Source organism: Mediterraneibacter sp. HA8405 (assembly GCF_056148955.1).
This window is the reverse complement of the sequence record NZ_CM148758.1, coordinates 3,079,866-3,093,125: the sequence shown is the minus strand read 5'-3', so window position 1 is coordinate 3,093,125 and position 13,260 is coordinate 3,079,866. Positions and strand designations below refer to the sequence as shown.

At 50.2% G+C, this 13,260-nt stretch carries 11 protein-coding genes; 9 read left to right on the top strand and 2 right to left on the bottom strand.

Annotated elements, in window-relative coordinates; translation table 11 throughout:
- Positions 1-108: 108 nt before the first annotated feature.
- The 6 genes from AC0QUU_RS14535 to AC0QUU_RS14510 all read left to right on the top strand — a co-directional run bounded on the left by AC0QUU_RS14535 (position 109) and on the right by AC0QUU_RS14510 (position 5,753).
- Positions 109-861, top strand: a complete 753-nt coding sequence (locus AC0QUU_RS14535) for an exodeoxyribonuclease III (protein WP_474543594.1) — start codon at positions 109-111, stop codon at positions 859-861.
- 42 nt (positions 862-903) lie between these two features.
- Positions 904-2,052, top strand: coding sequence for a CobW family GTP-binding protein (locus AC0QUU_RS14530; RefSeq protein WP_474543592.1), 1,149 nt, complete (start codon positions 904-906; stop codon positions 2,050-2,052).
- Between the two features lie 67 nt (positions 2,053-2,119).
- Positions 2,120-3,064 (top strand): TIGR03943 family putative permease subunit, encoded by a 945-nt coding sequence (locus AC0QUU_RS14525; RefSeq protein WP_474543590.1) that lies wholly within the window; start codon positions 2,120-2,122, stop codon positions 3,062-3,064.
- Positions 3,065-3,110: 46 nt separating this feature from the next.
- Positions 3,111-3,716, top strand: coding sequence for a hypothetical protein (locus AC0QUU_RS14520; protein ID WP_474543588.1), 606 nt, complete (start codon positions 3,111-3,113; stop codon positions 3,714-3,716).
- A gap of 1 nt (position 3,717) precedes the next feature.
- Complete coding sequence (locus tag AC0QUU_RS14515) at positions 3,718-4,761, top strand: radical SAM/SPASM domain-containing protein (protein ID WP_474543586.1); 1,044 nt, start codon at positions 3,718-3,720, stop codon at positions 4,759-4,761.
- A 32-nt stretch (positions 4,762-4,793) separates the two neighbouring features.
- On the top strand, positions 4,794-5,753 hold the full coding sequence (locus tag AC0QUU_RS14510; RefSeq protein ID WP_474543584.1) for a carbohydrate kinase family protein: 960 nt from the start codon (positions 4,794-4,796) through the stop codon (positions 5,751-5,753).
- A gap of 448 nt (positions 5,754-6,201) precedes the next feature.
- Here the strand turns inward: AC0QUU_RS14510 and AC0QUU_RS14505 are convergent, their stop codons facing one another.
- Both AC0QUU_RS14505 and AC0QUU_RS14500 read right to left on the bottom strand, forming a co-directional pair.
- A complete protein-coding gene (locus AC0QUU_RS14505) occupies positions 6,202-8,442 on the bottom strand; it encodes a DNA topoisomerase III (RefSeq protein WP_474543582.1) in 2,241 nt (746 codons plus the stop codon).
- A 95-nt stretch (positions 8,443-8,537) separates the two neighbouring features.
- A complete protein-coding gene (locus tag AC0QUU_RS14500; RefSeq protein ID WP_474543580.1) occupies positions 8,538-9,380 on the bottom strand; it encodes a YitT family protein in 843 nt (280 codons plus the stop codon).
- A 181-nt stretch (positions 9,381-9,561) separates the two neighbouring features.
- Between AC0QUU_RS14500 and eno the strand changes: the two genes are divergently transcribed.
- The 3 genes from eno to AC0QUU_RS14485 all read left to right on the top strand — a co-directional run bounded on the left by eno (position 9,562) and on the right by AC0QUU_RS14485 (position 13,161).
- Complete coding sequence (gene eno, locus AC0QUU_RS14495; RefSeq protein ID WP_474543578.1) at positions 9,562-10,857, top strand: phosphopyruvate hydratase; 1,296 nt, start codon at positions 9,562-9,564, stop codon at positions 10,855-10,857.
- Positions 10,858-11,063: 206 nt separating this feature from the next.
- On the top strand, positions 11,064-11,597 hold the full coding sequence (locus tag AC0QUU_RS14490) for a PH domain-containing protein (protein WP_474543576.1): 534 nt from the start codon (positions 11,064-11,066) through the stop codon (positions 11,595-11,597).
- Positions 11,584-13,161, top strand: a complete 1,578-nt coding sequence (locus AC0QUU_RS14485) for a PH domain-containing protein (protein ID WP_474543574.1) — start codon at positions 11,584-11,586, stop codon at positions 13,159-13,161. Before AC0QUU_RS14490 ends, AC0QUU_RS14485 begins: the two co-directional genes overlap by 14 nt.
- Positions 13,162-13,260: the final 99 nt, after the last annotated feature.

The window sequence follows — 13,260 nt, the reverse complement described above, 5'->3', positions numbered from 1 at the left end:
AGAAAGCTTCCGGTATGTGAAAAACCGCGGAGAAGACTGCCGGACAGGCCGGCAGTGTCGGAAAAAGGAGGTCCAAAACCGGACTTTCCCGTGCGAAGGAGGGAACAGATGAAATTAATATCATGGAATGTAAACGGAATCCGGGCATGTGTTCAGAAAGGGTTCCTTGATTTTTTCAAAGAAGCGGATGCAGATATTTTCTGTATTCAGGAAACGAAGATGCAGGAGGGACAGCTGAAGCTTGACCTGGACGGATACTGTCAGTACTGGAATTACGCGGTGAGGAAAGGGTATTCCGGAACAGCGGTATTTACAAGGAAGGAACCGCTGTCCGTATCATATGGCATCGGAATTGAAAAGCACGATCAGGAAGGCAGAGTCATTACCTGTGAGTTTGAGGATTTCTATTTTGTTACAGTATATACGCCAAACTCTCAGAATGAGCTGGCAAGGCTGGATTACCGTATGGAGTGGGAGGATGATTTCCGGGCTTATCTGAAAAAACTGGAAGAAAAAAAGCCCGTGATTGTTACGGGAGACATGAATGTGGCCCATAAAGAAATTGACCTGAAAAATCCCAAGACAAACCGGAAAAACGCCGGGTTTACCGATGAGGAGAGGCAGAAGTTTACAGAACTTCTGGATGCGGGATTTATCGATACGTTCCGCTATTTCTATCCGGACGCGGAAGGCATTTATTCCTGGTGGTCATACCGCTTCAGCGCCCGGGCCAAAAACGCGGGATGGCGCATTGACTATTTCTGTGTGTCTGAGTGCCTGAAAGACAGGCTGGCAGACGCAAAGATTCTTACAGATGTAATGGGCTCAGACCACTGTCCGGTGGAACTGGACCTGAAATGACAGATAGATCAGAATGATAGAAAGAGCAGGAGGATGAGAAACATGACAAAGATTGATATTATTTCCGGCTTCCTCGGAGCCGGAAAAACAACACTGATTAAAAAACTGCTTTCTGAAGCGTTTACAGGGGAGCAGGTTGTGCTGATTGAAAACGAGTTCGGTGAAATCGGCATTGACGGCGGCTTTCTGAAAGAGTCCGGCATAGAGATCCGGGAAATGAATTCCGGCTGTATCTGCTGCTCTCTTGTAGGCGATTTTGGAAAATCGCTCCGCGAAGTGGTAGACACCTATCATCCGGACCGGATTCTTATTGAGCCTTCCGGTGTGGGCAAGCTGTCTGACGTGATCAAGGCCGTTCAGGACGTACAGAACGAAATCGATGCGGAACTCAACAGCTTTACAACCGTTGTGGATGTAACAAAATGCAGAATATACCGGAAGAACTTCGGAGAATTCTTCAGTAATCAGATCGAATATGCGGGCGCGGTAATTCTGAGCCGTACAGATAAGGCAAAACCGGAGAAAATCGAGGAAAGCGTGGCTCTTCTGCGGGAGCTGAATGACAAAGCGCCTTTTGTTACCACTCCCATCGCGCAGCTGCCGGGAGAAAAAATCCTGGAAACCATGGAATCCGGAAAATCTCTGGAAGAAGAGCTTCTGGCGGAGGCAGCCTGCCCGGTATGCGGACATGTTCACGATCATGACCACGATCATCATCACGAAGATCACGAACATCATCATCACGATGACCATGATCATGACCACGACCATCACGGCCATGACGACCACGATCATCATGACCACGACCATGATCATGACGACCACGATTATGACCACCATGATCACGATCACGGAGAATGCGGCTGCGGCCATGACCATCACCATCACGATCATGAAGGCCATCATCACGCAGATGACGTGTTTACAAGCTGGGGCCGGGAGACAATCCGTACTTTTGACAAAGAAGGAATTGAAACAATTCTGAAGCGTCTTGAAACAGAAGAGGAGTTCGGCAATGTTCTGCGCGCCAAGGGCATGGTTGCAGGCGCTGACGGAAAATGGATCTATTTCGATATGGTGCCGGGCGAGCATGAAGTGCGGGAAGGCGCGCCGGAGTATACCGGAAGGATCTGTGTGATCGGAGCGGAACTGAACGAACAGAAGCTGGCGGAGCTTTTCGGGCTGGCTTAAATGATCTGCCGCCGGGGGGAGCTTAAGCGCCCCACAGCGGATGTGAAAAGACGGGAGAGAGAAAAAAATGGAACCAAATGTAATGGTATATCTGATGACAGGATTTCTGGACAGCGGAAAAACCCAGTTTCTGAAGTTTACACTGGAGCAGGATTATTTTCAGATTGACGGAAAGACGCTCCTGATTCTCTGCGAGGAAGGGGAGGAAGAGTATAATCCTGTGGAAATGCTCAGATATGGAGTAGTGATCGAAAAGGTGGAAGATCAGGAAGAACTGACGGAAGAATATCTGGAAGAGCTGAACCGGAAGCATGAGCCGGAACGTGTTGTAATTGAGTACAACGGTATGTGGAAGGTCAGTGATTTTGAGTCTATGAAACTGCCGGAGGGGTGGGCCATCGAGCAGAAGCTGACCACGGTGGACGCCAGTACATTTCAGATGTATCTGACAAATTTAAAACCTCTGTTTGTAGAAATGGTGCGGGGAGCGGAACTGGTGCTCTTTAACCGGTGCGAGGACCTGAAGCCTCTGCCGGGCTACAGGAGAAGCGTAAAAGTCGTAAGCCCCCAGGCGGAAGTGATATTTGAGGACGAGCAGGGAGAGATTGACAATATTTTTGAAGATGAAGTGCCTTATGACCTGAAGGCGCCGGTTATTCAGATTGCCAGAGAAGACTATGGCATCTGGTATGTGGATATGATGGAGCATCCGGAGCGGTATAAGGGAAAGACGGTGGAGTTCACCGCGAAAGTCTTAAAGCCCAGATCATTTCCTTCCAAAGTCTTTCTGCCCGGCCGTATGGCTATGACCTGCTGCGCGGATGACACCACATTTCTGGGATATGTATGCAGAAGCGCCTATGCGCCGAAGCTGAAAGCGGGACAGTGGATCACCGTCCGGGCGAAAGTCAGATATGCGAATGTATCAGTGTACCAGGGAGAAGGACCTGTGCTGGAAGCGGAAAATATCGAGCCTGCTGAGCCGATTGAAGAGCTGGTATATTTTAATTAACTGAGTTTCTGTGAAATGCGTATTCCAGAAGGAAGGAGATGCTGATATGACGAAGATGCGGTTTTCCTGTCCCCTGTGCGGCGCCGGACAGGAAGCGGATAATATGAATGAAGGCGTTTTTTGCCCTTATTGCGGCGCATATATAGATATAGCACGATATTTTGGCAGACCGGGTATGGATAAAGGAAATACCTCATCAGGCATAAGGATACGCGGGAGCGCGGAAGGAGAAAATGATCGCAGCAGAATGACCGTAGTGTATGCATCGCCGGATGTAATGATGCGCAGAAGCAGGGAAAGAGAATGTGAAAAAAATCCAGTAAAGGATGAAGGGGAAAGTAAGTACTTTAAACCGGCCAGCATGTTCCCGCTGGATGGTTCTCCTTCTTCTGCGCCGCAGTCATCGGAAAACCATGAAAACCCGGAAGAAAAAATTGCCGAGAATTCAGATACAAAAGGCAGCAGGCCATATCCATTTAATTACTCAGGAGCTTCATCGTACATTGGAAACTTCGGAACAGTGGAAAATTCCTGGAAGAATCCACCGGCAACGGCGGAAGTTTATGCATCTCCGAGGATACAGGAGGACAGGAAGCCCCGGAGGAAAGGCTTTTTCTCTTTAAGGCGGAGCAGGAATAAAGATGAAAAGTAGTATGGAAAGAACAAAGTGTTTGTTTCATTTAAGATCATGTGTGTGGGAGATTACCCTGGCGTGCTGCTTTTCCTGCCGGTATTGCGGATCGAAAGGCGGAAAAGCCAGGGAAAATGAACTGACCACGCAGGAGTGTCTGCGCGTAGCGGAACAGCTGTCCAACCTGGGCTGCCAGAGAGTGTCCCTGATCGGCGGGGAAGTTTTCATGCGGCCGGACTGGCCTGCAATTGTGCGCGCGTTAACGGAGAGGCAGATCCGGGTATCTGTGATTACCAACGGCTATCTGTTTTCCGGAGGTATGATCACCCGGCTGAAAGAGGCAGGGATCGAGTCGGTGGCGGTATCGCTGGACGGTCCGGAAGAGATTCATGACAGGTTCCGTCAGTCCGGCAGTTACCGCCGGGCAGACTCTGCCATTGATGTTTTAAGCGGCAGCGGTATACCGGTTTCTGTTATTACAACGTTACACAGCGGGAATGTGCCGTATTTGGAATCTTTTTATCAGTATCTGCTGACAAAGCATATCGCGGCATGGCAGCTGCAGGCGTGTTCGCCTATGGGGAATGCCGCAAATGGCGGAATGGATTACCGTTTTGACTGCAATACAGTGATTGATTTTGTGGAAAGTAAAATGTTTGAGGCGCCGTTTATGATGGGGGTTGCCGATAATATCGGGTATTTCACCGGAGCGGAAGGATATCTGAGGGGAAATTTGAGCGGAAACGCTTACTTTCGGGGCTGCAGCGCGGGACTGGATGCGATCGGGATTGACAGTGTGGGAAATGTCCGGGGCTGCGAGGCAATGTATGACTCCCGCTTTATTGAAGGCAATCTGAGAGAGAAAAGCCTCAGGGAGATCTGGGAATCTCCGGATGCATTTGCTTATAACAGGAAGTTCCGGGCGGAAATGCTGACCGGAGCATGCGGCAGCTGTCCGTATGGATCCCGGTGCGCCGGGGGCTGCCGGTCTTATAATTATTTTACACATGGAAAATTGTATGAATCATTCAATTGTGCGAGAAATAGCCGGGAGAATGATGTATAATCAATATCAGTATGAAGAGGAGGTATCTGTTTATGGAAAAGAAGTATGATGTAATTGCGCTGGGAGAGCTTCTGATTGATTTTACAATGAACGGACAGAGCGATCAGGGCAATAATATGTTTGAGGCATGTCCGGGCGGGGCGCCCTGTAATGTTCTGGCCCTGCTTAATAAAATGGGCAAGAAGACTGCTTTTGTAGGAAAGGTGGGAGAAGATCAGTTCGGCAGACTTTTAAAAGAGACAATTACAGAAGCAGGCATAGATGCCTCCAATCTGAAAATGGACAGCGAAGTCAACACCACGCTTGCCTTTGTGCATACCTTCCCGGACGGAGACAGAGAGTTTTCTTTTTACCGCAATCCGGGAGCTGATATGATGCTTGCAGAAGATGAAGTGGATCCGGCGTTTATCGGCCAGACCAGGATCTTTCACTTCGGCACATTGTCCATGACCCATGAAGGCGTAAAGGCGGCGACAAAGAAAGCGGTGCAGGCGGCAAAGGCGGCCGGATGTCTGGTTTCCTTTGATCCGAATCTCAGACCGCCGCTCTGGAGCTCCCTGGATCTGGCAAAAGAGCAGATGGAGTATGGCTTTGGCGTATGCGATATTCTGAAGATTTCGGATAATGAGATTCAGTTTGTATCTGGAAAAGAGGATTATGATGAAGGAATTGCGTACCTGCAGGAGAAGTATCAGATTCCGCTGATCCTTCTGACCATGGGAAAGGACGGAAGCCGTGCGTACTATAAGGGAATGCGGGTTGAAAGACCGGGATTTTCCGTAAAGACCATTGAGACGACCGGAGCCGGAGACACGTTCTGCGGAAGTTCGCTTAATTATATCCTTGAGCATGACTTTGACAGTCTGACCGAAGACGAACTGGGAGAAATGCTTACATTCGCAAACGCGGCGGCGGCTATCGTAACAACCAGAAAAGGAGCAATCCGCGCAATGCCCGCGAAAGAAGAAGTGCTGGAGATGATTCAGGACTGACGGATCTGAATTTATCGGGGACATGGGGCTGAAGTAAAGAAGATCCGAAAATGTCATAATACGAAGCGAGAGTGAATCGTATTCGGAGAGCAGCTGCGGAAAATTCCAGCTCCGTTCCGCGCAATAAATAAAACTACAAAACCCTGAGCACAGGCTAAAAACAGGATTTTCAATGGAAACTTACGTTACGTTCGGACAGCTCCATTGAAAATCCTAACGCCTGTACTCAGGGTTTTAAGTTTTATTAAATCACGCTTCAAGTCGCCGGAATTTCCCGCAGCCGCTCTCCGAAAGGCGCATCCTGTCGTCCGTATTCCGCCATTTTCTGCTCTCATCCCGCCGGCACTTAGAGCGCGTCCTTTGCGCTCTTATGTACCGCTGCGCCGCGTCCGAGCGAAAGCGCGCTCTCCGGCACAATCCCCGGCCTCCCCGGCGGACATTTCTCCCCTCACAAATTCAGATTCTTAAAGGCCTCCGCAAACGCGTTGTTCAGCGGCTGGTCTGCCTCTTTGGCCTGTTTTCTCATGTATGCGGCTACGTCCCGTTTGTTTCCGCCTTTCCCTTCTTTCTTTTTGCGCTCCTGGAAGGCAGAGAGCTTTTCTTTGTGTCCGCAGGAGCAGACAAATCGCTGGGCATCGCCTTTTCCTACCAGTTCCATTTTCTTGTGGCAGACCGGGCAGCGGGCGTTGGTACGGCGGGATATGGTTTCCCGGTAACCGCATTCCCTGTCCTGGCAGACAAGCATTTTCCCGTGCTTTCCGTTTACTTCCAGCATCAGTTTTCCGCACTGGGGGCACTTGTGCCGGGTCAGGTTGTCGTGCCGGAAGGCGCCGTCTGCGTCTTTGATCTGCTGAATCAGGCGCCGGGTGTAATCCTGGATTTCTCCCATGAACTTCCGGTCCGAGTCTTTCCCACGGGAGATGGCCTGCAGGCGGAGCTCCCACTGGGCGGTCAGTTCCGGACTTTTCAGATCCGGCGGCACCAGGGACAGCAGCTGTCTGCCCTTTGATGTAATATGGATTTCGTTCCCTTTCTTTTCCATGAGAAAGCTGTTGAACAGTTTTTCTATAATATCCGCGCGGGTGGCAACCGTTCCCAGGCCGCCGGTGTCTCCCAGAGTGCGGACAATGGTTTTGTCCTTGTTTTTCAGATATTTGACAGGGTTTTCCATTGCGGCGATCAGCGTGCCCTCTGTAAAGTATGCAGGCGGTTTTGTGGCGCCTTTTGTGATGGAAAGGGCAGTAACCGGAAGCGTGGCTCCGGGTCGGAGGGAGGCGGTGTCCAGATTGCCCGGGATGCCCCGGCCCTGGCCTGCCGTAAAGTCATCTGCACCGTCCCTGCCGGAAAATTCGATGTCATCCTCGTCTTCTATGTTCTGCCAGTCTGAGTCATATACCTGACGCCAGCCGGGATTCTTTATGACGCTTCCCTTTGCCGTGAATCTTTCGGTTCCGATCATGCCGGTGACGGAGAGCTCTTCCGACTCACAGGCCGGGGAGAGAACCGCCAGGAACCGGCGGACTACCATGTCATAGATTTTGCGCTCATCAGAGGACATATTTTCCAGGCGCACATATTCCTCGGTGGGAATGATGGCGTGATGATCCGATACTTTTGCGTTGTTTACAAAAGACTTTGACGGGCGGATGTCCTGTCTGGCCAGAAGGGCCGCGGTTTTCCGGTATGGCCCGACAGCGCAGGCTTCCAGGCGCTCTTTTAATGTCCCTACAATATCCGTTGTAAGATACCGGGAATCCGTCCGCGGGTAGGTAAGAACTTTGTGGCTCTCATACAGACGCTGCATAATATTCAGCGTTTCTTTTGCTGAAAAACCGAATCTCTGATTGGCCTCCCGCTGAAGGGCAGTCAGGTCGTAGAGGGCCGGGGACCAGCTTTTTTTCGGCTTTTTTGTCACTTCTGTAATCTTCAGCCGCTTTTCCGCATTTTTATAAATGGATTCGATCCGTTCTTTGTCAAATGTCCGGGAGGACCGGGAGGAAGCGTCTGTCCAGACAAAGGAAATGCCTCCTGCGGCGGCTTTCAGTCCGTAGTACGGCTTTGGCACAAAACTGCGGATTTCCTCTTCACGGGCAGCGATCATGGCCAGGGTGGGAGTCTGGACCCGCCCGCAGGAAAGCTGGGCGTTGTATTTACAGGTCAGAGCCCGGGTGGCGTTGATGCCGACCACCCAGTCGGCCTGAGCCCGGGCAACCGCTGCATGGTACAGATTTTCATAGTCTTTTCCGGGTCTTAAGTGGGCGAAGCCTTCCCGGATGGCCTTGTCAGTGACAGAGGAAATCCAGAGACGTTTTACCGGCTTTCTGCATCCGGATTTTTCCAGGATCCAGCGGGCTACCAGTTCCCCTTCCCGGCCGGCGTCTGTGGCGATTACCACATCGGCCACATCTTTGCGGGAAAGCAGATCTTTTACCGCGTTATACTGCCGGGACGTCTGGCGGATGACAACCAGCTTCCAGTTTTTGGGCAGCATGGGAAGTGTGTCCATGCTCCATGTTTTATACTGTTCGCCGTACTGCTCCGGGTCTGCAAGGGTTACCAGATGGCCCAGAGCCCAGGTGACAATGTAGTCTTTGCCCTCCATACAGCCGGCTGATTTCTGACCGCAGTGGAGCACGCGGGCAATGTCCCGGGCAACGGAAGGCTTTTCAGCGATTACAAGATGTTTCATAAATAAAAAAGCTCCTTTCGTAGAACGATATTTTATAATATATTGCTTTTTCAGAATAATTCCGCAGCAGATACTCTGTTCTGCTGCGGAAACTGTCAGATGCTGTGGAATCCTTTTCCGATAATTTCACTTGTATTTGAGATCAGAATAAATGCGTCCGGCTCCTCGTTTTTGATAAAATTCCTCAGTTTTACGGCCTGCACCCGGTTCAGAGCGGTCAGGATCAGATATTTGTCCTTCCCGGAATACGCGCCTTTTGCAAGACATACGCTGGCGCTTCGCCCCAGAGTGTGAACGATAAAATCACAGATCGGTTCCGGATGGTCGCATACTACATTGAAATATTTTGAAAGATTGAAACTTTCGATAAAGTTGTCAATCATAAAGGAGCGGATCGCAAGGCCCAGGAATGAATAAAGGCCTGTCTCAATGTCAAATACAAAGAAGCTGGCGGTTGTAATGACCGCGTCCGAGATCATCAGTGCCCGTCCGATGTCAAAGCTGGAATATTTCTTCAGGATCATGGCAATAATATCTGTCCCGCCGCTGGAAGAGCCGATATTAAAGAGCACCGCGCTGCCAAGAGCCGGAAGAGCAATAGCAAAACAAAGTTCCAGCATGGGCTGGCTGGTCAGAGGTTCTGACAAGGGCCACAGACGTTCCATGACGGAGAGGGCAATGGAAAGAAGGATGCTGCAATAGGCTGTTCTGGCAGCAAATTCCTTTCCGAGAATAATCAGCCCTGCGATCAGAAGAATCATACTTGCCACCAGGTTGAAATCTCCTGCCGACATCAGGCCTGTTTTGGCTACAAGCACAGCCAGACCGGTAATTCCGCCAAAGGTAAAATTATTGGTAAATTTGAAAAAATATGTTCCGAATGCCATGAGAAGGGTGCTGGCAGTCAGAAGAAAAAAGTGTTTCAGATTCCATTTCATCTTATGTCTCTCCCTCGCTTTAAAATTCTATTCGAATTGTAATCTCTGGAATATAAAAAGTCAACGCATTAAGCCAATCTGACAGGGAAATACTATGTGTTACAGCTGGTACATGTGCAGCGGCAGACGCGGGCTGACATGTACAGTCGATAATATTTATGTTTCTGAAAAGGAGGCACATATGGACCGACAATTACCGATTCGGGATATATTTGCAAGAGAAATTCTTGACTCCCGGGGCAATCCCACGCTGGAGGCAGAAGTTCTGGCAGGGGAGGATATTGTAGGCAGGGCCGCGGTCCCCTCGGGCGCTTCAACAGGCAGATACGAAGCCCTGGAACTGAGAGACAGAGAGAAAAGATACGGAGGCCGGGGCGTGGAGCGGGCGGTGGAAAATGTTAACAGTATTCTGGCCCCTGTAGTGATCGGAAGAGATGTATTTGATCAGGAAGGGCTGGACCGGGCTCTGATCGAGGCGGACGGTACAAGGGACAAAAGTAATCTGGGTGCAAATGCTATTCTGGGGGTGTCCATGGCAGCCGCGCATGCCGCGGCAGAAGCGATGAAAGTCCCGTTGTACAGATATCTGGGAGGCGTGAGGGCAAAACAGATGCCGGTTCCCATGATGAATATCATAAACGGAGGCGTACATGCAGACAATTCTCTTGATATTCAGGAATTTATGATCGTACCTGCGGAGAAGGAGGGGTTTCGGGAGCAGCTGAGGGTTTGCGCAGAAGTTTATCACTCTCTGAAGTCTTTGTTAAAAGACAGGGGGCTTCACACATCTGTAGGAGATGAGGGGGGCTTTGCGCCGGACTTTAAAGATACCAGGGAAGCGCTCCGCACCCTGCGGGACGCGGTGGAAAAGGCCGGATACAGAATGGGACGGGACATCCGCATAGCGCTGGATGTGGCCGCTTCGGAACTGTACGACCCGGACAGAAAAGTATACTGCTTCCCGGGAGAAGGGAGAGAGAAAGGGGAGAAAGTAATCCGGACTACAGAAGAAATGACGGACTATTATCTGGATCTGATTTCTGAATTTCCGATCTGTTCTATTGAAGATCCGCTGGATGAGGAGGACTGGGACGGCTGGAGCGCGCTGACGGGAAAAATCGGAGACAGAGTTCAGCTTGTGGGAGATGATCTTTTTACTACAAATGCAGAACGTCTGGAAAAAGGCATCCGCCTGGGAGCCGCCAATGCGGTTTTAATAAAGGTCAATCAGATCGGTACGCTTACCGAGGCTTTTGAGACGGTGAAGCTGGCTCAGGAAGCCGGGTATAATACTGTGATTTCCCATCGGTCCGGAGAAACGGAAGACACGACAATTGCGGATATTGCCGTAGCCTTTAATGCCGGGCAGATCAAGACAGGGGCGCCCTGCCGGTCTGAGCGGGTGGCCAAATATAACCGGCTGCTGCGGATTGAGGAAGGCCTTATAAAAGAAGGAATGAAAAAGACGGTAAATTGACTGCGGACTTAGGTTCTGTTATAGCAGAACGGGATTGACAAAGGAAGGAAGGTTCTGTAATATTGTACTAAATATATAGTACAATATTCGCTCCGTAATTTCCGGGGCGCGGCAGAGCCTTTTTTGCCGCGGGGAAGTCTTTCGGCTTTCCACGGATCAGACTGTCGGTCAGATCAGGAAAAAGGGCCTGCAAGGAGGAGGAGAACATGAATACGGAACAGATGAGTTCAGAAAAGTACGGTGCCGGGAACATTTCTTATGAGAAGCTTTCCAGAAAAGCGCTGTACTGCATGTATGCATCCGGGATTGTGACAGGAGCTGTGCTGCTGTTTATTATCGGAGCGGTTAACTGGTTCTGGCTTGTGCCGGAAAAGATTGCTGTGGGACAATGGATATCAGCCGGGCTGGCAGCGCTGATTCTGCTGGATGTTCTGGTAAGTCCCTATTTCCGGTATCACCGGTATCGGTACAGCATCAATGATGAGTGTATTGATATTGTGGAGGGGTATCTTTTTGTAAAGAGAAATATTGTGCCCATTGAGCGGCTTCATAAACTGCAGACGGCAAAAGGACCCTTTGACCAGTTCTTTAAAGTAGCGAAAGTTGTAGTAACGACAGGCGGCGGCGATGTGACTATTTCTTTTCTTGAGGAAGAGAAAGCGGAGCAGATCGCGGACAGCCTGCGCAGGAGAATTAATGAGATTGTGACGGAACAGAGGGCGGAAAATGGAAACAGGTAAAAAATTCAGAAATCATATATCCGTTGTAGCCGAGGAGGTATGGGGCAGCATTCTGGCGCTGTTTATTCTTGTGTTTGTCCAGGGACTTCCCGAACTGGCGGAGACGTCCGCGGATGATCTGTCTTTTCTGGCAGATAAAGGGCTGTGGATTGCGCTGGGACTGACCGTTATTCTGGCAGTTCTGATCGGAAACCGGCTTCTTGTCTGGGCAAGGACGTACATATACCTGGAAGACAACGCGATTGTTATTGAAAAAAATACTGTAAATAAAAAGAAAAATACTATCGGAATTAAAAGCATTTCCAATATTAATCTGGAGCGGAATCTTTTCGAAATGCTGGTGGGCACCTGTAAAGTGAAGCTGGACACAAACAGCCTGTCCACGGCAGATAAGACGGATGTGAAAATTGTTCTGAAAAAAGCAGATGCGGAAAGATTCCGCCGGGAGGTTACGGCACGGATGCATGCGTCTGGTTCCGTGGAACTGTCGGCGGGAGAGACGGACGGCATTTCCGGAACCGGGGACAGCCCGGAGGAATACCGGGCGGCCGGAGCGGTCAACGGGGCTTCTTTTCAGGAGGCTTATGATGTCCGTATGGACTTCGGCGATATCATCCGGCACGGCCTGTTTTCTATTAATATATTTTCCGTACTTCTTCTGCTGGCCGGCATCGGGGCGACTGTAGGGGCGGTTGTTCAGGTTGTACAGAATCCCGGTTTTATAAAATCTCTGCTGGGAGCCGCGGCAGGGATTCTGGTGGCTGCGTCGATTGTCCTTTCCGCCCTCTGGGATACGGTAAAGGATTTCGTTAAATACTATGATTTCCGCGCGAAGCGCAGAGGAAACCGGCTGTTTATCTGTTACGGACTTCTGAAAAAAATGGAGTATACGATTCCGACAGACAAGATACAGGCGCTGCGGATTCACCAGTCGCTGGTGGCACGGATATGCGGCCGCTATATGGCTGAGATTGTGAACGTGGGCATGGGAGATGAGAAGGAAGAGAAGAATTCTTTCCTTGTGCTTTATTGTACGAAGGAAAAAATGCGGCAGCAGCTGGAATTGCTTCTGCCGGAGATGGCTCCGGCATTGGATCAGGAAGTAAAAAAACAGCCTGGAACAGCAAGGATTGTATGGGCGATTCATCTTGCCGTATATGTACTGGCTGTGCTTCTGGCGGCGGCAGCAGGCGTGATGATGACAGCCGGTATGGCCTCTTCCGACAGACTGCCGGTGCAGACCGGTATCTGCGGAGGCGCTGCTCTGCTTATAATTTCTATGCTGACGGGGATGATACTGGGGTACAGAACTGCGGGCATGAGCGCGGGAGAAACAGTTCTCAAACTGCGCAGAGGGTATTTTGGCACGCATTATACAATGGTGAAATATTCTAATATTCAGTATGCTGATTTTTCACAGAGCTTCCTCGCCAGAAGGTGCGGCATCAGAAAAGGGCAGATTCATCTCCTGGCTGCTGCGGGAAAAGCCAGCTATGATATTCCTTATTTCGCAGATGGACTGGAAGAAATAATAAAAGCGGGAATGCTTGGAGAAAAGGAATAAGAGAGCTCTTCCGTCCGGAGAATCTGAATGAAAAGGGCAGTAAAAAAACAGAATAGAGCAGCGGAAATCGGCGGCTTACCCGGGGGACAGAAGAATATT

What these genes read in the sequence shown, in the direction of transcription:
- AC0QUU_RS14535 (WP_474543594.1), top strand. Translation starts at nt 109, where the DNA reads ATGAAATTAATATCATGGAATGTAAACGGAATCCGGGCATGTGTTCAG.
- AC0QUU_RS14530 (WP_474543592.1), top strand. Translation starts at nt 904, where the DNA reads ATGACAAAGATTGATATTATTTCCGGCTTCCTCGGAGCCGGAAAAACA.
- AC0QUU_RS14525 (WP_474543590.1), top strand. Translation starts at nt 2,120, where the DNA reads ATGGAACCAAATGTAATGGTATATCTGATGACAGGATTTCTGGACAGC.
- AC0QUU_RS14520 (WP_474543588.1), top strand. Translation starts at nt 3,111, where the DNA reads ATGACGAAGATGCGGTTTTCCTGTCCCCTGTGCGGCGCCGGACAGGAA.
- AC0QUU_RS14515 (WP_474543586.1), top strand. Translation starts at nt 3,718, where the DNA reads ATGGAAAGAACAAAGTGTTTGTTTCATTTAAGATCATGTGTGTGGGAG.
- AC0QUU_RS14510 (WP_474543584.1), top strand. Translation starts at nt 4,794, where the DNA reads ATGGAAAAGAAGTATGATGTAATTGCGCTGGGAGAGCTTCTGATTGAT.
- AC0QUU_RS14505 (WP_474543582.1), bottom strand. Translation starts at nt 8,442, where the DNA reads ATGAAACATCTTGTAATCGCTGAAAAGCCTTCCGTTGCCCGGGACATT.
- AC0QUU_RS14500 (WP_474543580.1), bottom strand. Translation starts at nt 9,380, where the DNA reads ATGAAATGGAATCTGAAACACTTTTTTCTTCTGACTGCCAGCACCCTT.
- eno (WP_474543578.1), top strand. Translation starts at nt 9,562, where the DNA reads ATGGACCGACAATTACCGATTCGGGATATATTTGCAAGAGAAATTCTT.
- AC0QUU_RS14490 (WP_474543576.1), top strand. Translation starts at nt 11,064, where the DNA reads ATGAATACGGAACAGATGAGTTCAGAAAAGTACGGTGCCGGGAACATT.
- AC0QUU_RS14485 (WP_474543574.1), top strand. Translation starts at nt 11,584, where the DNA reads ATGGAAACAGGTAAAAAATTCAGAAATCATATATCCGTTGTAGCCGAG.